Here is a 23,463-nt window from a genome sequence, read left to right as displayed (position 1 = left end):
CGCGCCCCCTTCAGCATCGTTTATGTCACCATCCCCGAGGCGGCAAAAGCACCGCAGCCTCCATCCCCTTCGGGAAAGCCGTCTCAGGTCGCATGGGCAGCCTGCTTTGGCTCGATGATAACAAATTCGGGCATGCTTTGGTCCTGGTCGGGCGAAAGGCTCGGGTCCTTGACCTTGCTCCGTTGGGCGTGGAACGCGGCCACGGCAGGCCCGAACAACACAACACGCGTCACAGGACCAAGCGTCACCCGGCTCAGCAATTTGCCGCCCAGTTCCTCGTAGCTGATGCGCAGAACATCCGGCTGATGGTCCGCGATCATCTGGTTCACCCGCGCAAGGGTTTCGGCATCGTTGTCGCAGATCACCGGCGCGTTGATCATGGACAAACGGTCGCCCAGTTCAAGCGCGTTATGGTCCAGCACGTCGCGCATGATCGCCAACCGCGAGCTGTTATCCTCTTGCGCCAAAACCGTCGCACCTGACACCGTTTGCGCGGCATGGATCGACAGAAAACCGATCCCCGCACCAAGGTCGAGCACCTTTTGGCCATCCTCGACCATACGCCCGGTCATGCGCGCCATGCGTCTTTGGTATTTGCCGCGCATCACAAGCTCGAGCGTGCTTTGCGCAAAGATACGCACATCCGCAGGCAGGGCGATGTCGTGGTTGGGCACCCAGTCCACTGCCGTTTGAACCGATACGTCAATGTCGCCCGGAACGAACCCGTCGCCGCCTTCTGCGACATCCGCGAACGCAGGTTCCGGCACGCTACGACGTTCCTCGGCGGGGCGGTCGGCGACGTTTTTCTCGACCTGAGACATCAGCTTGGCGATCTCTTCGGGGTCGCGGGCCTTGGGCGGCTTGGCCACGATCTGCGTGATCGGCACCTCGGATGCCGCAAGCAGCGATTGCTTCAGTTCCGCATAGGCGTCGGTCGCGCGGTATTCTTCAAGCCGCGCCTCGACCTTTTCAATGGCGGCATAATGGAGACGCGACAGAACCGGATCAGTCAGCAGCTCCTCCATGATCTGCTTGCGTCGTTCAGTATAGCGCAGGATCTTGTCGTCATAGACCTCGTTTCGGTCCTGCAATGACCAATAGTCGGCGTTATACTTGTCTTTCTTGTTGTTCACATTGCCACGAAACTTGCGGATCGCATAGCTGTCGACCGATTTGACCGCATAGTGGTTCATCTGCGCCCATTGATAGCCCACGGTGCGCCGGATCGACCGCCAGCCGCGAAACTTGAAGTAATCCTCCATCGGCTGACCCGACCCGTTGAGCCATTTCACAGTGTCGGGAAAGCCGGTCTCCAGATGCTTGTTCTTGATCGACGGGCGATGGATGCCGATCTTCCACTTGTCAGGGTCAAACTTGAACAGCGTCTTGACGCCCCAGCCCTTGTTCCACGTCGGCGGTGCCGCATAGAGGTATTGTTCGGTCACCGGATCGCGGGACCAGTCGACCACATTGCCAGAGCCGAAGATGCGCCAGGTGATCACGATGCCGTTGGCATCCCCTGCCGCGTCCAGCATCTGGTCCAGCGTGCCGTCACCATAGTTGATGCAGAGGAATTCATCGGCATCGAACATCAAGATCCAGTCGGCCTCGGCGACTTTGGGTTCGGCCTGCGCGTATTTCATCGCAGATGGCTGCGGCTTCACACCTTCGGGGATGTCGTTGCGCCGGTGGTAGCCCAGACCCAGCTCTTCAAGCCGGATCAACATGTCATCGGTGCCATCGGAACAATCGTTTGTGTAAACGAGTATCTTGGTGAACCCCACGGCAAGATGATGGGCGTACCACTCCAGCAGGAATGGTGCCTCGTCCTTCATCATAGAGATGGCCAGCAGCTTGCCGTGCCGGCTGGTGTGCGGTTTCAGATTGATGGCAAAGGCCCTTCGTAACGCGGCTTAGCGCAGCGCTTTGGACGGGTCGATCCCGATCTTTTCGCACATCCGCGCGGCATAGGAACCGGGCAGAGGTTCGTTCTTTTCCCACCACGGTTTCGTGCCATTGGTATAAAGGTGCACAGACAGGGTTTTGTCGGTGAAATGCCCTTCGACGCGGCCATGCGGGTCATAGAAGATGTCGTTCAACTGGAACGGCACCGGATAAAGCACCTCGCGTTCGCTGGCTTTTTCATACTGGCCGGTCTGCTTGGCGAAATAGGTAAACGCCTGCGGGCCAAAGGCCGTACGCTCGGCATTATAGATGCGGTGCGCATGGGTCAGTTTGGGGTCTTGCCGGTCGTATTTCTTGCGCTGGTTCTTGTTCCACCATGCGGGATAGTCCGGCAGGTTATCGTAGTAATCCAGCAGTTGATCCATCAACTCGCATTCCTGCGGCAACCCCACCACACCACAGTTGAGCGCGCCGGACATGCCGTGGCGGCCAAAGATATATTCCTGATCCTCGGGGAAAGGCTGGTGGCAGAAAGCGTCGCAGTCGATCCAGATCGCGCCGGTCTTCTGGATCATCTTGTAACGGAACACATTCGACAGGAACGACGCGCTGGTCGCGGCGACCAGCTCGCGGTCAATATCCATGATCTCGGACGCGGGGCGAACCTCGACCCCTTCGGGGGCGTTGTCCACTTTATCGGCGCAATACAGGATCGTTTTATGACCCGCAACGACATGGGACTTGAGGCAAAGCTGGTTCAGATAATGAAGCTTTTCGCCAATCCAAAGGGAGGCGACAGGGCGACGGGTGTTCATGATATAAGGGGCCTCTCTGGTGGCGCGAAACGCGGGGCTGAAATGCACCGTGGTGGTTTCAAATACATTGGCAGAACGATAGCTTAGCCGACCCCGGCTTGTAAACAATCCTAAGCCGACGCGGCATCGCCTGTGGCAAAGATTGACTTGCCCTGACCCGCATGAGAGTCATTTGCACAACCTTTGATATCCTGACCCAAGGGACTGCCCGCCCGTGACACGTATCCTTGCCGTAACCTGCATGCGCAACGAAGGGCCCTATTGCCTTGAATGGATCGCGCATCACCGCGCGGCGGGGGTGACGGATTTTCTGATTTTTACCCATGATTGCACCGATGGCACGCCGGCCCTGCTGGCCCTGCTGGATGATGTGACCCATGTGCCCTTCACCCCCGAGGGCGACACATCGGTGCAATGGCAGGCCATGCGTCTGGCCGACCGCCATGATTTGATGAAACAGGCCGATTGGGCGCTGTTTTTTGACGCGGATGAGTTTCTAACCCTCGCAGCACCGATGCGTGGGCTGCCCGATCTGATCGCCTCTGTCCCCGCGGATACCGACGCGATTGCCCTGCCGTGGCGGTTTTTCGGCGCGGACGGGCAAGAGGCGTTGCAAGATACGCTCACCCCGCTGCGGTTTCGCCATGCGGCCCCTGATCCGTTCTTTCTGCCTGCGGGAAGCTTCTTCAAGACCCTGCACCGGCCCGCGGCCTTTCAGAAGCTCGGCGTGCATCGGCCCAAGAAAAAGCGCGGTGTCAGCCCGCTGTGGAATCTCGGCGGTGTTCAGGCCGCCCCCGGGGGCTTTGCCGAAAATGACAACCGGATCAACCTGTTCGGCGTGATGCAAGCCCAAGCACAGGCGCGGCTGAACCACTATTCCCTGCGCTCGGCGGGCGAGTTTATGGTCAAGCGCGGGCGTGGCCTGCCCAACCGGACGACAAAGCGGCTGGATCTGCATTACTGGGCGGAGCGTAATTTCAACACCGCCGCTGACACGATGATCGACCCGATGCTGGACGCAACGATGGCAGAAGGTCACCCGCCTGCACGCCCTGCCCGGTGTCGCCAATGCGCACGCACAGGCGGTGCAGTGGCACCATGACAGCTTTGCCGCATTGATGACCGATCCGGCAGAGGTGCAATTCTACTGGCATCTGCTGTTGCTGGGCAGCAGCACCCCGCCCACGGCAGAGCAGGCACAGGCCCATCTGCTACGCCACGCGGGCAGCTAAGCCCCGTTACATTGACACCACGACATAAAAAAGGGCGCGACCGGATACCGGCCGCGCCCTTGGCACTCGTTACCTACCCTTAGGCGAGGTCAAAACGGTCGAGGTTCATCACCTTGGTCCAGGCGGCGATGAAGTCGGTCACGAATTTGTCTTTCGCGACATCACCTGCATAGACCTCTGCAATCGCGCGCAGTTGCGAGTTCGACCCGAAAAGCAGATCAACAGCGGTCCCGGTGTGCTTCAGCTCACCCGTGGCGCGGTCGCGGCCTTCATAGATGTCGTCCGTCGCCGTCTCGTCCGCCTTCGACCACACGGTGCCCATATCCAGCAGCGTGGTGAAGAAGTCGTTGTTCAGCGTGCCGGGCGCATCGGTGAACACGCCGTGTTTGGCGCGGCCCACGTTCACGTCCAGTGCACGCATCCCCCCAACCAGAACCGTCATCTCTGGCGCGGTCAACGTCAGAAGCTGGGCACGGTCGACCAGCAGCTCTGCCGTGGTGACCGAATAGCGGGTCTTGGCAAAGTTGCGGAAACCGTCGGTGACGGGTTCAAGATAGGCAACGGAGTCAACCTCGGTCTGTTCAAGCGAGGCATCGCCGCGACCCGGTGCGAAGGGCACGGTCACGTCGTGGCCCGCGTCCTTGGCGGCTTTCTCGATCCCGGCGGCACCGGCCAGCACGATCAGGTCAGCGACAGAGATTTCTTTGTCCCCCGACTGCGCGTTGTTGAAGTCTGCGCGGATCGTTTCCAGCACGCCAAGCACTTTGGCCAACTGATCGGGTTCGTTCACCGGCCAGTCTTTCTGCGGTGCCAGACGGATGCGCGCGCCATTTGCACCGCCGCGCTTGTCGGACCCGCGGAAGGTCGCGGCAGAGCCCCAAGCGGTGGCCACCAGTTCCTGAACGCTCAGCCCCGACTCCAGCACTTTGGCTTTCAGCGATGCCACATCTGCGTCATCGACCAGCGTATGCGTCACGGCGGGGATCGGGTCCTGCCAGATCAGCTCTTCGCTGGGAACGTCCTTGCCCAGATAGCGGGCAATCGGCCCCATGTCGCGGTGGGTCAGCTTGAACCATGCACGGGCAAATGCGTCGGCAAATTCCTCGGGATTCTCATGAAAACGCGTCGAGATTTTGAAATACTCGGGGTCTTCGCGCAGCGCGAGGTCAGAGGTGAACATGATAGGCGCGTGACGTTTGGACGGATCATGCGCATCCGGCACGGTGCCTGCGGCGTCGCCGTTCTTTGGGGTCCACTGTACGGCACCGGCAGGGCTTTTGGTCATTTCCCACTCGAGCCCCAGCAGGTTGTCGAAATAGGTCATGTCCCAGCTTGTCGGCGTTTGCGACCATGCGCCTTCAAGCCCGCTGGTCAGGGCGTGGATGCCGTGGCCTGTCTCGTGCTTGTTGGTCCAGCCGAAGCCCTGTGCTTCCAATGGCGAGGCTTCGGGATCGGGACCGGCATTCTCGCCGCCCACGGCACCATGCGCCTTACCAAAGGTGTGACCACCCGCGATCAGCGCGACGGTTTCATAGTCGTTCATTGCCATCCGGCCAAAGGTGTCGCGGATGTCATTGGCCGACCCTTGCAGGTCGGGTTTGCCGTCCGGCCCTTCGGGGTTCACATAGATCAAGCCCATCTGCACAGCGGCCAGCGGGTCTTCCAACGCGCGCTCTTCGCTGTAGCGTTTGTTGCCCAGCCATTCGTCTTCGGGGCCCCAGTAGACGTCTTCTTCGGGTTCCCAACGGTCCACGCGGCCACCGGCGAAGCCGAATGTTTTCAGCCCCATCGATTCCAGCGCGATATTGCCGCACAGGATGATCAGGTCACCCCAGGAAATCTGGTTGCCGTATTTCTGCTTGATCGGCCACAGCAGGCGGCGCGCTTTGTCGAGGTTGGCGTTATCCGGCCAGCTGTTGAGCGGCGCGAAACGCTGCGTGCCCGTGCTGGACCCGCCACGGCCATCCGCTGTCCGGTAGGTGCCTGCCGCGTGCCATGCCATACGAATGAAAAACGGGCCATAGTGACCATAGTCCGCAGGCCACCAGTCTTGCGAATCCGTCATCAGCGCATGCAGGTCAGCCTTGACCGCGTCAACGTCGAGCTTCTTGAACTCTTCGGCATAGTCAAAGTCTGGCCCGAGCGGGTTCGAATCGATGGTGTTCTGGTGCAGCAGTTTGAGGTTCAGCTGGTTCGGCCACCATTCGTTCAACGACCGCGCACCGCGCTTTGAGTTGCGGCCGTGGCTGCCGACGACCGGGCATTTGCTGATGTTTTCGACGTCATTTCCGTCCATGGTGGTCTCCGATATTATCTGTCTGGTGCGCGGTTTTGCACCGCGTCACGGGGGATGGATGTCGGGGGCGCGATACAGTCTGCCCCGTCTTTCTGGAATTGTTCTAACAGCAGTTATTGATTAGTTTAAGTTGGCATTTCCTATCAGTTTGATAATAATTAACTATGACCAACATCACCCTTAAACAGCTTCGCTACTTCGAGGCCGTTGCCCATCACCGTCACTTTGGCCACGCCGCCGAGGCCTGCGCGATCTCGCAGCCCGCCTTATCCGTGCAAATCAAGGAGTTGGAGCAGAACTTGCAAACGCCCCTCTTTGATCGCGGCGGGCGGAATATCACGTTGACCAGCTTTGGCGTCGATTTCGCGCCGCGCGCGCGGGCGATCCTGCAGGGGGTGGACGAGCTTCAGGACATGGCGCGCGCCTCCAAGGACGGGCTGATGGGCCGGCTGAGAATCGGCATCATTCCCACCATCGGCCCCTATCTGCTGCCCTCGATCATCACCAAGCTGACCCAGATGAACCCCGCGCTGGATATCCACGTGCGCGAAACCATGACACCGCGGCTGATCACCGAGCTGACGGAGGGGCGCATCGACACCGCCATCGTCGCCCTGCCCGTATCAGAACCCTCCCTGACCGAAGTCACCCTGTTTGACGAGAAATTCATGCTGGTGCGCCCCGAGGCTGATCGCGGCAAGCCGATCCCCAGCAGCGCACATCTGAACGAGATGAAGTTACTGCTGCTTGAGGAAGGACATTGCTTTCGCGATCAGGCACTGTCGTTTTGCGATATGCAGTCGGAAACCGCGCGCGAGGGTCTGGATGCGAGCTCCCTGTCCACGCTGGTGCAGATGGTCGGCGCGGGCATCGGCGTGACGCTGATCCCCGAAATGGCCGTCGCCGTGGAAACGCGGTCGGCGCAGGTGGCGGTCAACGCCTTCCCCGCGCCCGAACCGACGCGCCGTGTGGGGATGATCTGGCGCAAGACCAGCCCGCTGGCCAGCAAACTGTCCGAAATCGCCGATCTGATCCGCCCGAGCTAAGCGGGCGGATCATCGTTTCATCGCGGTATCAGCCCAACCGCGCCAGCAGCTCGCGCGACGGGTCACCGGTTGCGGGCAGCCCCTGGCTTTGCTGATAGGCGGTGATTGCCTTGCGGCTGTTCGGGCCGATCACACCATCGGTGCCGTCCGTGTCAAAACCGCGGGCGGTCAGCCGTTCTTGCAACGCCTTGCGATCATCAATGGTCAACCCGTATTTATCGGGGCCGAAGCTGGCCTGAATAGGCCCGCCCCCTGCGATACGGTCCGACAGATGCCCGACGCCAATCGCGTAATTGTCCGAGTTGTTATAGCGCTTGATCGCCTTGAAGTTGTTAAAGATCGCAAAGCGCGGCCCGCCCGCATCCGGCTGGAGGATCTGCACCGGCGTGGCAGAGCTTGCCGCCGCGGTGCCCATTTCTGCGCCCCATTTCTGGCCGGACTTCCAGCCCGACTTCGCCAGATAGGCGGCGGTGGAGGCCAGCGAATCCGACGGGTCGTCAGACCAGATGTCGCGTTTGCCGTCGCCGGTGAAATCTACCGCGAAGGATTGATAGGAGGTGGGGATGAACTGCGTGTGGCCCATTGCACCTGCCCAGCTTCCGGTCAGACCGGCAGCCGACACATCGCCGCGCTCAAGGATACGCAGCGCCGCAATCAGTTGTTTCTCGAAAAAGGCCCCGCGACGACCGTCATAGGCCAGCGTCGATGTCGCCGACACGACCGGCACATTCCCGCGCCGTTCCCCGTAAAAGCTTTCCAGCCCCCACACGGCGGTCACGACTTCGGCAGGCACGCCGTAGCGCGCCTCTATCTGGCGCAGCACGCCCTGGTGGCGCGCGAATGCTGCGCGCCCTTTGGTGACACGCTCGTCCGATGCCGCAATGGCAAGGTAATCTTCAAGCGAGCGGCTGAATTCCGTCTGGTTACGGTCGCGTTTGACCACCCCCGGCAGATAGCCCGCCCCCGCAAAGCCGCGACGCAGCGTGCTGTCGGAAATGCCCTGCGCCGCAGCGCGTGACTTGAACGCCGAAACCCACGCGTCATAGCCCGCATTCGGTTGGGGTTGCAGGTCCGGTGCCAGCGCCGCATCGCTGCGCGGCGCAAAGCTGCCTGCCCTGTTGCCGGTGCTACAGGCCGCAAGGCCCAATGCTGCCACTCCGACGGTGAAACTTCTTCGAGAAATGCTCATACTGCCCGCGCCCTTGTTTGTTATGACTTCGGCATAGAATAGCCGAAGCACGGGGGCGGGCAAAGCGGATGATACGCCTTGGCAAAGCTTTGCCTATTTGGTCGGTACGTAGAGCGGCACAGTCGACATCGACATTTTGGCAGACCCGTTCTGCACGTCGCGCGCGTGGCTGATATAGACCAAAGTGTTGTTTTCCTCGTCGAAAATCCGCTTGACCTTCAGCGTCTTGAAGATCACGGACCGGCGCTCGCTGAACACCGTCTCGCCCTCGTCATCGCGCGAGATGTCCCCAATCTCGATCGGGCCGGTCTGGCGGCAAGAGATGGAAGAATTCGACGGGTCCTCGAACCAATTGCCCTTTTGCAGCCGGTCGATCAGGCCGCGTTCAAAATAGGCCAGATGGCAGGTGACCCCCTTGACCTCGGGGTCTTGGACCGCCTCTACCACGATGTCATTGCCCAGCCAGTCCACATCGACATTGCCCACCACATCAGCGGTAGCTGCAAGAGGAAGGGCAAAGCCAAGGGCGGCAATGGGGGCGAAGGCGGCGCGTTTGAAAATACTCATGCATCCATACGCGCGACGTGCCTGTTGGTTCCCACGTCGCCGCAAGAAAAGACCCAGCACGCGCAGATCAGGTTACCCGCGTCCAGAACCCCGCCTTATGGGCATAGCGTTTGCGCAGGCGCCGGACAAAGGCGTCGTGGCTCTCGAAAGCTCCGTAATCCTCGATCTCGATATCCGCGGCGGCGCAATCCATCAGGTGATCTGCCGCCTGCGCGTACCGCGACTTGGCGCTTTCCCACAGCGCGGCTTCGATCATGGCGCGCCAACACAGCGCTGCCGCCAGAGGATGGCGCGCCCGCAGCGCATCGGCGGCACCAGAGAGTGGGGCAACATGGGTGCCGTTCAACGTCTCGGCGCGTGCTTCAATCATCGCTGCAAGCCCGCGCAGGTCGGGCCACGCGAGGAAAAAGGCGATCGCCGCGTTGAGATCCTTGAACGTGGCCGCATGGGCCTTGGCGGCCTCCTCTACTTCAAGGTCATCGAAATCCGGCAGCTGTTTGAGGTGCGCCCGCAGCATCTCTGGGTCGAGCGTTTCGGTAAAACAGCGCCAGCGGTGGGCTTGCGCCTCGTCCTCGCGCCCCGATGCGATCAGCGCGTGGATATAGGCCGCGTCCCACGCCTGCCGCCCCGCCTCTTTCCCCTTGGGGCGCGCACCCTCAAGAACATCAAGCGCGGCATTGTGATTGCCAGCAGCCGACCAGAGCGCCGCCACCTCGACCGCGACGGTGGGCCGCGCCAAATCGGTGGGAGAGAACAGCGAGATGTAGGTCTCCGTATCCCCCTGCGCCAAGGCCACCTCGCGCAGGTGCATCTGAACAAAGCGTTTCTTGCGTTGTGCGGCGTAGTTTGCATTGCGCCCGCGCAGCTCGCGCAGGAATTGCAAGGCGGGGTGATCCTCTGTCGCGTCCAGTGGTGCCGCGTCAAAGCTTTGGATCAGCCCCTTCAGATATGCGAGCCCGCTGTCGCCCAAGGACGGGGCCATGCGCGTGATAATCCCATCAAAAGCGCCATCCGTATTCCCCTGCACCGCCTCCCACGTGCGTTCCGCCAGCGCGATCGGGTCCAGCGGGGCGCGGGCGGCAATCTCGCCGATCTCAGCAAGCGCGTCAGCAAAAACGGCCCCCACGTCCCCCTTGCTGTCGTCCACTCGATCCATGACCGAAGGGGCAAGCGTTAGAAACTCCCACAGCAGGTCGAAGGCGTCGGCGGGGGCGTCTGGGGCGATCTTGTCGATGATCATCGCGGATTGGGTGCGCAGGTCTTTGATCAGCGCCGTCCGCTTGCGCCACCCGACATTGCTTTTGGCCCGCCGGATCGTGACCAGCCGTTTGCGCACATCACGCGCCAGTTCAGCGGGGCCGAGGTTGTGGCTCAACTCAAGCCGCAGGCGGCGTTTCATATCGGCGCTGCCGGTGCTGACCTCGATCAACAGTTCGGCCAGCCGCTCCGCCCCGAGGGCGGCAAGATTTGCGGTGTTCAGGGTCTTTTTCGACATGGGCCCTTGCTACATCGGATTTGCGGCCGGTCAAAGGGGGCGCGCGGCTCGGACGCGTCAGGCAAAGAGATAGACGGTGACGCCCCAGCCTGACAGTTCGGCCAGTTTCTGCATCGCGCCGATCACGTCGCCGGTCTGCCCGCCGATTTGCCGCAGCGCCAGCGCGGCCACCAGCGCGGTGGCCACGACGACCCCCGCAAAGATCACCGCCGCCGCGCCAAAGCCCAAGGGCAGCAGCCCGATCAAGCCAAAGGCGACCGCGATATAGACGCAAGCCGCCGGCACTTGCGCCGCGCCGTGCCCCAGCCCGTCGGCCCGCGCGGCGGGCATCCGCGCCAGCCAGAACGGCAGCATCGCGCGGCTGGCCATTGACAGACCAAGAGTGGCAGGCACGACCAGTGCAGGATGATCCAGCCGTGTGATCAGCGCCACCTGCAGCGCCACCGTCAGGATCAGGGCCATCACCCCGTAGCTGCCAATGCGGCTGTCGCGCATAATCTCGAGCTTGCGCGCGCGGGTCTGCCCGCCGCCGAACCCGTCGGCCATATCGGCCAGCCCGTCTTCGTGCATCGCGCCGGTCAGTAGTGTCGTGGCAAAGATCAGACCAAGGGCCGCAACTGTCGGGCCAAAGCCCGCCGCGTGCAGCGCCCAGTAGATCAGACCGGCAGGCAGCATTGCGACCGCCCCCGCCAAAGGCCAGCCCCAGGCCGAGGCTCCTGTCGCGGGGATCGGATCGCGCAGATATCCCACGGGGATACGGGTCAGCAGCAGCATCGCCAGCCGCGCCTCTGCCACCCGGGCGCGCAGCATCAGCCGTCCGCCACGCCGGCTTCGGCAAAGGTCGCCATGCCGCTGTGGCACGCCAGCGCCGAGCGCAGGATACCAAGCGCCAGCGCAGCACCCGATCCTTCGCCCAACCGCATGTCGAAATCAAGCACGGCCGTCTTGCCGATCGCATCCAGCAGACGTTTATGCCCGGGCTCGACGCTCAGGTGCCCGATCAGACAATGGTCCAGCGCCGCAGGGGCCAGCGCGAAGAGCGGTGCGACAGAAGGCGGTGCAGATGAACCCGTCAAGGATCACCGGAATACGCCGTTGCCGCGCGGCCAGCACCGCGCCGCAGATCGCCGCCTGCTCGCGCCCGCCCAAGGTCATCAGGATAGACGCCCCGTCCTGCGGGGTGGCGGCGTGGCGGGCAAGTCCGCGGGTGATGGCGTCGACCTTGCGGCGCAGACCTTCGTCGTCCGAACCGGTGCCACGCCCGACCCAATCTTGCACAGCCCCACCAAAGACCGCCGCCGTCAGCGCTGCCGCGACCGTCGAATTACCAATCCCCATTTCGCCTAGGATCAAGACACTGGCCGCCGGATGCAGCGCCGCCGCCCCTGCGTTAAGAGCCGCGACACAGTCCGCCTCGGTCATCGCGGGGCCTTGCGTGAAATCGGCAGTGGGGCGGTCAAGGTCCAGATCAATCACCGACAGCTGCGCGTCATTGGTGCGGCACAACTGGTTGATCGCAGCGCCCCCCGCCTTGAAGTTCTGCACCATCTGGGCTGTCACCTCTTGCGGGAAAGGGTTCACCCCCTGCGCGCAGATCCCGTGGTTACCGGCAAAGACGAGGGCCTGCGCCATGTCGATCTGCGGCACCGCCTGTTGCTGCCACCCCGCCATGAACACCGCCAGCTCCTCCAGCCGGCCCAGTGATCCGGGCGGTTTGGTCAGCGCATTCTGCCGGTCGCGCGCGGCGTCTTGAGCGACGGCATCAGCCTGAGGCAAATCGCGGGTCAGCGCGTCAAGGTCGGACAGGGAAGTCAGGGGAAAAGTCACATGCGCCATGCAAAGGGGTCTCTTTCGTTTGGAAATCTATCGTATGTCGGGATCATGGGTCAGGCAAGCGAGGCCGGAGCCGACGCGCTGCCCTTCAGCGTCAGGGGCAGACCACAGCTGACCAACACGACATGCCCCGCCACCGCTGCAATGCGCTGGTTCATCAGGCCCGAGGCATCGCGGTAGCGTCGAGCCAACGCGGACATCGGCACGATGCCCCCGCCCACCTCATTCGTGACCAACACCACCGGAGAGGACTGTGCGCGCAAGCTGTCCAGCACTTTTTCAAGCTCCGCCTGCCAGTCGCGTTCGGCATGCATCACGTTGGACAGCCACAGCGTCATGCAATCGACCAGCCGCGCGCCCGCCCCATCGGTGCGCTTCAGCGCGCCGCATAGATCAAGGGGCTCCTCCACCGTGTCCCAACCGTCACCGCGTTGCACTTTATGTGCGGCGATGCGGTGCTCCATCTCGGGGTCGAAGGCCTGGCTGGTGGCAATATAGACCAACGGCAGCCCGTAGGCGCGCAGGTGGTTTTCGGCAAAAAGGCTCTTGCCCGATTTTGCACCGCCGGTGACCAGCGTAATCTTGTCCATGATATCCGCCCTTTGCCAAGCGGGGCGCGGGCAAATGCCCTGCCCCGGTGGCGATCAGAATTCCACACCGGCCTGTGCGGCGATACCCTGTTTGCGGAAAGGATGTTTGATTTCCTTCATCTCGGTCACCAGATCCGCAATCTCGATCAAGGCGTCGGGCGCGTTGCGGCCGGTGATCACCACATGGGTCATATGCGGCTTCTCGGCCTGCAGGAAATCGACCACATCCTGCACCTCGATATAGCCATAGCGCAGCGCGATGTTGAGCTCATCCAGCAGCACCATGCGGTTGTTGGGGTCGCGGATCAGCTCTTTGGCTTTTTCCCATGCGCGTCCGGCGGCGGCGATGTCGCGTTCGCGATCTTGCGTGTCCCAGGTAAAGCCCTCGCCCATCACATAGACCTGACAGATGTCGCTAAAGCGGTCCTCAAGCAGTTGACGGTCCGCGGACACCCGTGCGCCCTTGATGAACTGCACCAGCGCGCAGGGGAACCCGTGCCCGATGCAGCGCATGATCATCCCGAAGGCAGAGCTGCTTTTACCCTTGCCAGTCCCGGTGTGGACGATGATCAACCCCTTGGTCACGGTCTTTTCCGCCATCATCTTGGCGCGGGCCGTCTGGACCTTCGCCATCTTTTCGGCGTGGCGCTTGTTCTGGTCTGGGGTGCTGTCGGTCATCTGTTATCTCTCCTCGTGGCGTATCTGGTTGCCTGCCCTGCGTACGTCTTGCACCGCCCGCAACGCCAGCGGCGTGCCGCAGACCCAATCGGGCGAGCTATACACCATCCGGCCGGTCTTGGCGTATTGTGCGAGCGCAGGATGTAGCATGATCTCTTCGGATCGGGAACCTCCGGGATAGGGTGTCGTGGTGACCAGCACATCGGGGGCATTCATCACCAGGTCTTCCAGCGCCAGACGCCCGCTGGTCCGGCGTCCGAGTTTCTCCGAGAGGTTGCGCAGTCCGCCGGTGGTCACGATGTCGTGGCCCAAAGTATCCACCCCCAGCGAATAGCCGTTCGGGTAATAGAACGCCGCAACAGGGGCATCGGGGGTCAGGGCGGGCTGCGCGGCCAATGTCTGTTCGACGTCGCGGGCCATCGCCTCTGCCCGCGCGGGCTGTTGCAAGAGGTCGCCCATCCACCGGATCTGCGCGGGAATATCGTCAAGCGCCTTGGTGATCGGCATCTGCTCTACCCGCAGGCCGAGGTGGCGCAGCATCGCGAGGGTCGCTTTGTCGGAGTATTGCCCCGCCAACACCAGATCCGGCGCGGAGAGATATATCTCTTCTGCACCGCCCGCATTCTGCGGATGTGCCGATGCTTCCTGCGCCAGCGACGACGATCGCGGATCGCGCGCCAATCGGCTGAGAGAGGTGATTTGATCAGGATCCGCCAGCAGCAGTACCATCTGGTCCGTGCACAGGTTCATCGACACCACACGGGGCAGGTCTGCCGCGCTGGCTGGCGTGACGGCTATCAGGGCGGCCACCAGCCCCAGCAGCACCCGCCGCCCTGTCAGAGCGATCCGCCGGATCACGCGCCGTCTTTCAACGCGGTTTTGAGCCGGGCCCAATCACCGGTCGGTCCGGGCAGGCCCAGACGGATCCAGCTGTCGGAATAGGGGAAGATCCGCGACCAGATGTGATGTGCGGCCAAGGCGTTTTGCGCAGCCCTGGCATCCGGCGTCGCGTAAGTGCGAAACAGCGGGGTGCCGCCGACCAGCGCCCACCCTGCCCGCGCCGCCATCGCATCCAATTGCGCCGCCTCGCCTTGCAGGCGCGCGGTGGTCTGTGCCGCCCATTCAGTGTCGTTCAGCGCGCGAAAGGCGACCTCTATCGCCATGCCGGAAACCGGCCATGGCCCCGTCATCGCGCGCAGCCTTTCGGCCAAAGGCTCTGCCGCCAGCACAAAACCCAAGCGCAGCCCCGCCAGCCCGTAGAACTTGCCAAAGGACCGCATCACAAGAATATTTTTCGGCAGTTCGGCCCCGCCGCGGACCAGCGACACCTCTGGATCGGGGTCGGCAAAGCTTTCATCCACGATCAAAAGCTCGACCGTTTCGGCAAGCGCGCGCAAGGCGTCTGGGGCGTGGCGCTGCCCGTCGGGGTTGTTGGGGTTGACCACCACGGCAAGGGCATACCCTTCAAGCGCGGCAAGATCCGTGGCCTCGGTGACCTGCCAGCCTTCGGCCCGTAGCGCGGCGGCATGTTCGTTATAGGTGGGCGACAGGATCGCGGCTTGTCCCGGCGCGATCAGGCGCGGCACCAGCTGGATCGCCGCCTGCGCCCCTGACACAGGCACAACAGCACAGTTTGCGTCATAGGCCCGCCGCGCGGCGTCTTCCAACGCGCCAAGGGCACTGCGTTCGGGCAGACGGGTCCATGCCTCTGGCGAGATCGGCCCCACCGGATAGGGCACCGTGTTGATCCCCGTGGACAGGTCGATCCAATCAGCGCGGTCGCCGCCGAACGCCTTGATCGCCCCATCCAGATTGCCGCCGTGGTCCCGCATCACTTGCCCCTGTCAGATCAGCGCCACCAGCGCCAACACGACTGCTAATACGAACATGGCGCGAAGGTAAAGCGTCAGCGCCCGTCGCAGGGTGGTTGCATCGGCCTCGGTCCCTTCGGCATTGAGCCACGGTTCATCCGCGATCTCTTCGCCGTACACACGCGGGCCGGACAGGCGCACGTTCAGCGCACCGGCCATCGCCCCTTCGGGCCAACCGGCATTGGGGGACCGGTGGTGGCGCGCATCGCGCAGCATCACGGCGGCGGCGCGACGTGGCTGGCCCGAGACGATCACGAATAGCAGCCCCGTAGCCCGCGCCGGGATCAGGTTGACCAGATCGTCGAGCCGCGCAGCCACCATCCCGTAGTGACGGTAGCGCGCGGACCGGTGCCCGATCATCGAATCCATCGTGTTGATTGCCTTATAGGCCACCAGCCCCGGCAGCCCCAGCAGCACGCCCCAAAACACCGGAGCCACCACCCCGTCCGAGGCATTCTCGGCAAGGCTTTCAATAGAAGCACGGGCAATCGCGGCAGCGTCCAGCTGATCAGGATCGCGCCCGATGATCATCGAGACGGCATAGCGTGCCCCTGCAATATCTCCCTGTATCAAAGGCGTCGCCACGGCCTGAACGTGGTCGAACAGCGACCGCGGTGCCAGAAAGGGCCACGCCAGCAGCCCGCCGACAACGTAGCCCGCCCAACCAGAGGGCAGCAACACGGCAACCACAATCGCAGGCAAGACGGCAAGCGCAAGCACGAGGCAGACCCCGACACCGCCCAACAGGCGCAACCGTGCGGGCGATGTATCGGCGCTATTCAACCGCGCCTCGATCATGCGAATGGCGCGGCCGATCCAGGACACCGGATGGCCGATTTTCGCATAAAGAGGCGCAGGCCAGGACAAAGCCGCCTCGATCACAAACCCCAGCAGGATGCCCGCCGCGCCGATCATGCGTCCCCTCCGGTTGTGAACCGCATCGCACCGGTCAGCCCGTGGTCGGCCAGCAGATGTTCAGCATCATCCGGGACAGTGCCCGGCGCAAAGATGAACGCGCGCGCGGACCCTGTGTGCGCACGCGCATAGCCCAAAGCACCGAGCCGCTGCGCCAGTATCGTGCTCGGGTCGTCCAGAAGGGCCGCGCAACGCGGTGGTGCGGTCTGCGCTGATGCGCGCCAACCTCGCCACCTGAGGCAAATCACCCTGCGTCACGGCGCTTTCCCAGGCTGGCAACAGGTCGGCAATATCCGCAAAACCGCTATCCGCCGCATCGGTCCGGATCGGTTCGCCAAAGTAGCCGCCGATGATGTCAGCCCGTGGCGGCGCGCCCAGCGCCCCCTTGCTTTGCGCCAACCGCGAGGCCCAGATCACGCGGTCCGGATGCGGTAACATTAACGGATCGGTGGCCCCTTCCACCGCCAGACACAGCGACGGCAAACGGTCTTCAGCAATACCCGCAGCCCGCGCCAAAGCCACCAGCGCCGCAGTGGATGCACCTGCCCCAACCCCGACAGGAAGGTTACCAGACAAGGTAAAACTGCCCGCATCTTCCCCTGCGGCCTCTAGCAGCTGTCGAAGCTGCGCGAGGCTGACCGCTGCGGGTTCATCCTGCGTCAGGCCCAATGCCCCCCCGCGGGTAAACCGCGCCCGCACCCCATGTGCACGGCACAGCATCGTGACCAGAACCACAGGGCCCTCCGGCCCCAACCGCCCCTGCACCCATTCACCGAAGTGACCGAAAACAGGTGGAGTTTCTGCAGACGCTCCTGATTTGTCGAAAATTGTCTGCAAAATACTGGCTTTCGTGCGGCGCGAGAGAATTGGTGCCGACATATTCACCATCCGCGGGCAAACGGCAACAGAGCAAGGGCCTATGGATTAAAGGCTTTTCCGCATCGCACCGCCTACCAATTCTGGGTGGGACGCTCTCGAAAGTATAGGGCGCTATTCTGGAAGGCAGGGGGATTGTACCTGCGCATTGTCGCTCGCGTTAACCTCGTATGAGAACTTTAGACATATCCCGGGGGGCAGGAAAGACGGCGAGGTCGTCTCCGGCCAATGTACAAGGTGTTTGGGACACCGCAACAAGAGGTCCGTCTGATGTCGATTTCAAAGTTAACCTTTACAACACTGAATTGTGCCGCCGCTTTGGCGGCTTTGGTCGTTACAGGCTCCGGCCAAGCTGATGCCGGCGAGTTCGAACTTGATTGGGGCACATACGACTGGCCCGGCGGCAATCTTGGCCCACTGACACGCACCCTGCGGGACCAATACGGGTTCGAGGTTGACCTGACCTTTGAACATACAGGCAACTACACCGGCTTCAGCGGCGAAGGGACACCCAACAATTCGACCATCTTTGGCGGCAATGTGGAATCGCTCGTGGTCATTTCCAACGCGCCGCCAAACCGCGGGCGTTTCGGGGATGCGCGGACGACTTCCTCTATTTCCACCAGCTCGGGCGGGGTCGCCTTTCCGATCGACAATCTGCAGATCGACATTTTGGATATTGACGCCAGCGATAGCAACGCCGGGTCTGACCGTTGCGATTTTGTAACCGCCTTTGGTGACAACGGCAATCCGACGCTCGCACCTGTAAGCGCCGCACCCGCGGTGCTTGTCGGTCCCGGTCCCGGATCTGGCTTCACCGGCACCATCGGCGCGAACCAGGCGCAATGTATCTATGTCGAAGGGTTCGGGGCCTCGCCTACATCGAACAATGATGACACTGGCACCGTGCGGGCGACCTTCCCTGACAGCACCTCGACGGTCACCTTCTGGTATGATGAAACGATCGGCAACGTGCGCAATTATAGCCAGTTCACCAATTATGACCCCGCCCCGCGGGGTATCGGGATGTTTGGTGCGGCAACGTTCAATGTGGATCAAAGCATTTCATTGACACGTACCGCCAGCCCCAGCACAGGGACGCAGGGTGAGACTGTGACCTATACTTACACGGTCACAAACACCGGCGCGCTGCCGTTCAACACCGGGCAGGACATTGTGATTGACGACGATCTGCTGGGGCCTGTGCTTTGCCCCGCGATCACCACGCCTGTCGCCCCGGGTGGAACGGTCGTCTGTCAGGAGGACTACACCATTCAGGCGGCCGATGTGCTGACGGGGTCTGTGGACAGCAACGCGGTTGCGGGCATTGGCCGTATCGGCCAGCCTTTTGTTTCACGGTTGCAGTCGAATTCTGAATCCCTGTCCATCGTCAGCAGCGTGCTGTCAGGCGAGACCGGTTCGCAAAGCTGCACGCCTCAGTCCGTCTTCCGCCAGCCATCGACCCAGTTGGCAGGGTCCGGCAGCCCGACGAATGTAACCCCGTCAGACATCTTCCTGTTCGACGACGTGACAACCGATATCAACGGCAACCCGATCGATGTGGTCATGCAGGTCACGAGCATCAACAATGCGACCGCGCTTACCCTCGATACATCCCTCGAGGCGCGCATGACGCCAGAGGACGACGCATACATCACCTACCGTCTGCGGCTGGTCCAGGATGGCACGGCCACAGCGGCCAACCCGCAAGGTCTGGCCATTGACCAAAGCCGGATTAACGGTGTCATTGTCCAGCAAACGGATGTCGACAGCCGCGGCACGGGCGATGACTCTTCGGATGTGGTGGGCTCGCTCACCAACCCGACGGTGACCTCTTTCTTCAACACCGCGCCCTTATCCTCCTTTCCCGCCGGGCCGAACGCGATCGCGATGGATCCTGCCAAGACAGGCAACCCGCTTGATTGGGTGGACGAGCCGAATGAATCGAGCTTTGACAACTACGCCACCTATGAATTCAACACCTTCGTCGAAGCTGAATTTATCCACGGCTACACAGGGTCATCCAGCCGTAGCGCGACGCGCGGGTCCGGTATCCAGCTTTGCGCAATCTCGAACACCTCGCCCGATATTGTGGCGCAAGACGACGACTACACCGCGTCGCCCGTGAACACCTTGCTGGGCGGCACCGCAGGCGAAGTCATGGCGAATGACACAATCAACGGCCTGCCCGCCGCCTTCCCGACCGCGACGCTGACGGTATTGACCGAAGCGGTGCCGCAGAACACGGGCGATCCTGTGCCGGTTCTGGAAACAGCCGGTGCCGAAGCCGGTCGCGTTATCGTGCCCGCGGGCGTTCCCGCTGGTGTCTATACCATCGAATACCAGCTCTGCGATGCGCTGGACCCCGCAGATTGTGACCGCGCGTTGGTCACGGTGGCGGTCTTTGCCGGGCTGGGTGTGGATTTTGGCGATGCACCGCTTAGCTACCTCACACCGACCCACGGCGTTGATGCCTCTCCGGGTGTGTATCTGGGCCTGATCGAGCCGGATATCGAACTGGTTGCACAATCGGATGCGACGGCAACAGCGGATGACCTGATCGGCACCGACGACGAAGACGGGATCACCTTTCCCGTCCTGACCCAGGGCACGATCAGCACTCTCGACGTGACCGTAACAGGCAATGGTAACCTGCAGGCCTGGATCGATTTCAACGGCGACGGTCTGTTCGAAGAGACACTTGGCGAGCGTATCGCGCTTGACCTAAAGGATGACGGCACGCAATTCGACAATGTCGCGGGCGATGGCGTGATCCAGATCGACGTTACCGTGCCGTCGGATGCGACCACATCGACCACCTACGCACGCTTCCGCTACGGCTCCGAGACGGGGTTGAGCACATCGGATTTTGCCGTGGATGGCGAGGTAGAGGATTATTCGCTGGTCATTGCGGCTGCTGATCTGTCCGACCGCGGCGACGCGCCCGCGACCTATGGCGATCCGCGTCACATCGTGGTGGAGGACATCTATCTGGGTGCCGGCGAACCCGACACCGAACAGACCCCTCAGCATAGCCCCGATTCCGATGCGGATGACCTGTCGGGCTTTGACGATGAGGATTCCATCGCCGTCTTTCCCATCCTGGAGGCCGGCACAACCGTGCCCCTGACCATCGTGACCCATGAAACGCTGAGCGCTCAACTTGCCCTGGGCATCCCGGTAACCGCGGGGATCACAAACCTGCAGCTTTGGGTCGATTTTGACCAAAGCGGCACCTTCGATCCCTCAGAACACATCGCGGTCGACTACCGTGATGGGGGCGCGGGCGATACGGATGGGGTGTTCAACAACCAGATCACGCTGAACATTCCTGTCCCTGCGAATATCAGCAGCGGCTTTACCCATGCACGTATCCGCTGGTCGACCTCCAGCGCCGTCGCGGCGGACCCTTTTGATGGTCTGAATTTCGACGGTGAGGTCGAGGACTACAAAGTGATCCTCTCGGCCGGGGCGGTGCCCTTTACCTGCGATGGCTCGCTCTATCGTGTGACGCAGACGGATACGCAGCTGCAGCGGCTCAGCTTCGCGGAAAGCGCTGGCGTGTACAGCATCACCGCGACCGACATCGGTGCCCCTGCGGGCGTGCAGTATGACGGCGGCTGGGGCTATAATGCGCTCGACGGGTTGTTCTACGGGGTGCGCAGTGCAACGCGCGAGCTGATCCGCCTGGACTCCACCGGCAACTACGAGGTCGTCTCGACCCTCCCCGCGTCGGCGGCGGTGGGCTCCACCGCGGGCGACATCCTGCCCAACGGGGTGATGGTCTATCGTGTGAACGGGGCCAACGCGTTGCAGCTGCTGGATCTTTCCGATCCGTCCGCCCCCGTTGATCTGGGCCTGATCACGCTGTCGGCTGCCGTTGAACCGTCGGACATCGCCTATAATCCGAACGACGGCATGTTGTACGGCGTCAACGAGGCCTCTGACCGCCTGTTCTATATCGACCCTGCGGATGGTACGTCTGGCACCCGCGCGCCGGTTGAATTCGGCCCGACCGCTTGGACAGGGTCCTATGGCACGGTGTGGTTCGATTTCTACGGCCGCATGTACATCAATCAGAACGCCACAAACGAGGTCTACGAGGCCGACGTGGGACTTCAGGGCTCCGGCTCGGGCGGGGGGCAGTTGATCAATACGGTGCCTGTCGGCGAGGGTGGCCTGAACGACGGTGCCGCCTGCCCTTCGCGCTTTGGCCCGCTGCCGCCCGAAGGTGACCTGTCCGGCGTCGTCTACCGCGACACCAACTATTCGGACAGCTACCAGCCCGGTGAAACCGTGCTCAGCGCCGTGACCGTGTCCCTGTACGACGACAGTGGCACAGCTGACACCGCGGATGACACGTTCCTGACCAGCGTAGAGACAGCCAGCAACGGCACCTATCTCTTCTCTGACCTGTCTGCCACAGCGACCTACCGCGTAGAGGTCGACGCAGCCGATCCCGACATGCCCCCCGGGCTTGTGGCCGGTACCGTGAACCCACAGACGGGCGTATCAATCACCGCCGGCAGCGTGCGCACCCTTGATTTCGGGTTTGTGAACGGCGGGGCGACGGCGGACCTGTCCCTGACCAAGGGCGTGTTCGACACCAGCGGCCAGCCGGTGACCCAAGCGGGCCCGGGCACAGAGCTTGATTTCGTGCTCACGGTGACAAACGACGGCCCTGACGGCACCACCGGTGTGCGGGTCCGTGATCTGATCCCCGACGGGTTCACCTTTGTCTCTGCCACACCGGCGGATGGCACCGATACCTATGACGCCAACACCGGTACATGGGACGTCGGCGAGGTGGCCAATGGCGCGAGCGAAATCCTGACCGTGCGGGTCACGATGAACGCCACAGGCGAGCATACCAACGTGGCCGAGATCATCGCCTCTGACCTGCCGGATCCCGATAGCGATCCGCTCGTGGGCCCGCTGACAGACGATCTGGGCGACGGGGTTGGCGATGACGACGAAGCCGCCGTGAGCGTGAGTTTTGCCGGATCCGGCCCAAGCTTGTCTGGTAAGGTCTTTATCGACAATGGTGCAGGTTCCGACACAGCCTATGACGCGCTGCAAGGGGCCTCGGAAGCCGACACCGGTGCGGCGGAAGTCCGGATCACCGATAGCAGCGGCACATTGATCGGGTCGCCGCAGGTTGCCAGCGATGGCAGCTGGAGCCTGACCCTGCCCGAAGGCTTTGCCGATGACGTCACCATCACCGTGGTCCCGGACAACGGCTTGCTCACCGTGTCCGAAAACCCCGGTGCCCTGCCCGGCCTGGTCAACCCGGCCAGCGGCGATGGCACCTTTACCTTCACCCCTGTGGCGGGGACATCCTATCCAGATCTGGATGTCGGCCTGATCGAGGACGCTCGGCTGAGCGAAAGCCAGCAAAGCGCGATCCGTCCGGCACAGGTGGTGACCCTGCGGCATGAATATCTTGCCGATGCAGAAGGCTCTGTGGTGTTTGACATCGATATCCAGTCGATCACCGCGCCGGGGCTCTTTTCCGTCGCCCTGTTCGAGGATGCCGCCTGCGACGGGACGGCCACCAGCCCCATCACCACCGCCCTGCCCGTGACCCCTGACACGCGTATCTGTCTGGTGGCTCGTGTCGCCGCCTCGGGTGCGGCGGCACCGGGATCAACCATCGCCTTTGATGTGGTCGCCGACACGACCTATGGCGCGACCGGCGCGACCGAGCAGGACCGAAACACCGATCTAGTGCGGGTAGAATCCTCCGAAGGGGTACTGAAACTGCGCAAGACGGTCCGCAATGTGACCCAAGGCACGCCCGAAGGCGTCAGCAACGGTGCCGCTGCGGGGGATGTGCTTGAATATCGCATCTTCCTCGACAACCCTGGCGAACTGCCCGCGACCAACATCGTGATCCACGACCGCACGCCGCCCTACACAGAGCTGGCATCCGCCATCCCAAGCCCCGTATCCATCGGCGGCGATGTGGTCTGCACGATGACCACGCCCGGGGCAGATACGGCGGGCTATGCGGGGGCGCTGCAATGGGACTGCACCGGATCACATGAACCGGGTGCAACGGGGTCTGTGTCCTTTGAGGTGCGGATCGCCCCCTAAGGCGGCGCTTGTCAGGCACGGAAGGGGGTGCTGCCCGCGCCCCATACGAACGAAAATCC

The 23,463-nt window shown here is 62.5% G+C and carries 17 protein-coding genes and 1 pseudogene; 4 read left to right on the top strand and 14 right to left on the bottom strand.

Annotated elements, in window-relative coordinates; translation table 11 throughout:
• Positions 1 to 83: 83 nt before the first annotated feature.
• Complete coding sequence (locus tag SJY36_RS04965) at positions 84 to 1,838, bottom strand: glycosyltransferase family 2 protein (protein WP_386173409.1); 1,755 nt, start codon at positions 1,836 to 1,838, stop codon at positions 84 to 86.
• A gap of 75 nt (positions 1,839 to 1,913) precedes the next feature.
• Positions 1,914 to 2,720 carry a hypothetical protein gene (locus SJY36_RS04960; protein ID WP_037963241.1) on the bottom strand — a complete coding sequence of 269 codons (807 nt, stop codon included), beginning with the start codon at positions 2,718 to 2,720 and terminating at the stop codon, positions 1,914 to 1,916.
• Positions 2,721 to 2,934: 214 nt separating this feature from the next.
• On the opposite strand from SJY36_RS04960, the gene SJY36_RS04955 reads away from it, so the two are divergent.
• Complete coding sequence (locus SJY36_RS04955; RefSeq protein WP_386173407.1) at positions 2,935 to 3,822, top strand: glycosyltransferase family 2 protein; 888 nt, start codon at positions 2,935 to 2,937, stop codon at positions 3,820 to 3,822.
• On the top strand, positions 3,806 to 3,952 hold the full coding sequence (locus tag SJY36_RS04950; protein WP_386173405.1) for a hypothetical protein: 147 nt from the start codon (positions 3,806 to 3,808) through the stop codon (positions 3,950 to 3,952). The genes SJY36_RS04955 and SJY36_RS04950 overlap by 17 nt, the downstream gene beginning before the upstream one ends.
• A gap of 79 nt (positions 3,953 to 4,031) precedes the next feature.
• Here SJY36_RS04950 and katG read toward each other — a convergent pair whose 3' ends face one another.
• The gene (gene katG / locus SJY36_RS04945) at positions 4,032 to 6,248 is read right to left on the bottom strand and encodes a catalase/peroxidase HPI (RefSeq protein WP_386173403.1); all 2,217 of its coding nucleotides are present in this window, start codon (positions 6,246 to 6,248) and stop codon (positions 4,032 to 4,034) included.
• 164 nt (positions 6,249 to 6,412) lie between these two features.
• On the opposite strand from katG, the gene SJY36_RS04940 reads away from it, so the two are divergent.
• Positions 6,413 to 7,294 (top strand): hydrogen peroxide-inducible genes activator, encoded by an 882-nt coding sequence (locus SJY36_RS04940; RefSeq protein ID WP_304949990.1) that lies wholly within the window; start codon positions 6,413 to 6,415, stop codon positions 7,292 to 7,294.
• A 28-nt stretch (positions 7,295 to 7,322) separates the two neighbouring features.
• Here the strand turns inward: SJY36_RS04940 and SJY36_RS04935 are convergent, their stop codons facing one another.
• The 11 genes and pseudogenes from SJY36_RS04935 to SJY36_RS04885 form a co-directional block, all read right to left on the bottom strand.
• Positions 7,323 to 8,483, bottom strand: a complete 1,161-nt coding sequence (locus tag SJY36_RS04935; protein WP_341204909.1) for a lytic murein transglycosylase — start codon at positions 8,481 to 8,483, stop codon at positions 7,323 to 7,325.
• A 93-nt stretch (positions 8,484 to 8,576) separates the two neighbouring features.
• Positions 8,577 to 9,050: a CreA family protein gene (locus tag SJY36_RS04930; protein WP_005852196.1), complete on the bottom strand. Its 474-nt coding sequence runs from the start codon at positions 9,048 to 9,050 to the stop codon at positions 8,577 to 8,579.
• A 67-nt stretch (positions 9,051 to 9,117) separates the two neighbouring features.
• Positions 9,118 to 10,545 carry a DUF6880 family protein gene (locus SJY36_RS04925; protein WP_386173400.1) on the bottom strand — a complete coding sequence of 476 codons (1,428 nt, stop codon included), beginning with the start codon at positions 10,543 to 10,545 and terminating at the stop codon, positions 9,118 to 9,120.
• Positions 10,546 to 10,602: 57 nt separating this feature from the next.
• A complete protein-coding gene (locus SJY36_RS04920) occupies positions 10,603 to 11,355 on the bottom strand; it encodes an adenosylcobinamide-GDP ribazoletransferase (RefSeq protein ID WP_386173398.1) in 753 nt (250 codons plus the stop codon).
• A pseudogene (gene cobT / locus SJY36_RS04915) lies at positions 11,355 to 12,381 on the bottom strand (nicotinate-nucleotide--dimethylbenzimidazole phosphoribosyltransferase). The gene SJY36_RS04920 and the pseudogene cobT overlap by 1 nt, the downstream one beginning before the upstream one ends.
• Positions 12,382 to 12,431: 50 nt before the next feature.
• Positions 12,432 to 12,968: a bifunctional adenosylcobinamide kinase/adenosylcobinamide-phosphate guanylyltransferase gene (gene cobU, locus SJY36_RS04910; protein ID WP_386173396.1), complete on the bottom strand. Its 537-nt coding sequence runs from the start codon at positions 12,966 to 12,968 to the stop codon at positions 12,432 to 12,434.
• A 54-nt stretch (positions 12,969 to 13,022) separates the two neighbouring features.
• Positions 13,023 to 13,646 carry a cob(I)yrinic acid a,c-diamide adenosyltransferase gene (gene cobO / locus SJY36_RS04905; RefSeq protein WP_009826435.1) on the bottom strand — a complete coding sequence of 208 codons (624 nt, stop codon included), beginning with the start codon at positions 13,644 to 13,646 and terminating at the stop codon, positions 13,023 to 13,025.
• 3 nt (positions 13,647 to 13,649) lie between these two features.
• Positions 13,650 to 14,504, bottom strand: a complete 855-nt coding sequence (locus tag SJY36_RS04900) for an ABC transporter substrate-binding protein (protein ID WP_386173393.1) — start codon at positions 14,502 to 14,504, stop codon at positions 13,650 to 13,652.
• Entirely contained in the window at positions 14,501 to 15,478 is a 978-nt protein-coding gene (gene cobD / locus SJY36_RS04895; RefSeq protein ID WP_386173391.1) for a threonine-phosphate decarboxylase CobD, read from the bottom strand. Before cobD ends, SJY36_RS04900 begins: the two co-directional genes overlap by 4 nt.
• 12 nt (positions 15,479 to 15,490) lie before the next feature.
• The gene (cbiB, locus tag SJY36_RS04890) at positions 15,491 to 16,432 is read right to left on the bottom strand and encodes an adenosylcobinamide-phosphate synthase CbiB (RefSeq protein WP_386173389.1); all 942 of its coding nucleotides are present in this window, start codon (positions 16,430 to 16,432) and stop codon (positions 15,491 to 15,493) included.
• Positions 16,433 to 16,498: 66 nt separating this feature from the next.
• The gene (locus SJY36_RS04885) at positions 16,499 to 17,311 is read right to left on the bottom strand and encodes a hypothetical protein (protein WP_386173387.1); all 813 of its coding nucleotides are present in this window, start codon (positions 17,309 to 17,311) and stop codon (positions 16,499 to 16,501) included.
• 267 nt (positions 17,312 to 17,578) lie between these two features.
• On the opposite strand from SJY36_RS04885, the gene SJY36_RS04880 reads away from it, so the two are divergent.
• Positions 17,579 to 23,404, top strand: coding sequence for a GEVED domain-containing protein (locus tag SJY36_RS04880; RefSeq protein WP_386173385.1), 5,826 nt, complete (start codon positions 17,579 to 17,581; stop codon positions 23,402 to 23,404).
• Positions 23,405 to 23,463: the final 59 nt, after the last annotated feature.

This window comes from Sulfitobacter sp. R86518 (assembly GCF_042466275.1).
Lineage (GTDB): Bacteria > Pseudomonadota > Alphaproteobacteria > Rhodobacterales > Rhodobacteraceae > Sulfitobacter > Sulfitobacter pontiacus.
Note: the sequence above shows the minus strand (reverse complement) of the source record. Positions and strands in the feature narration are given on the sequence as shown.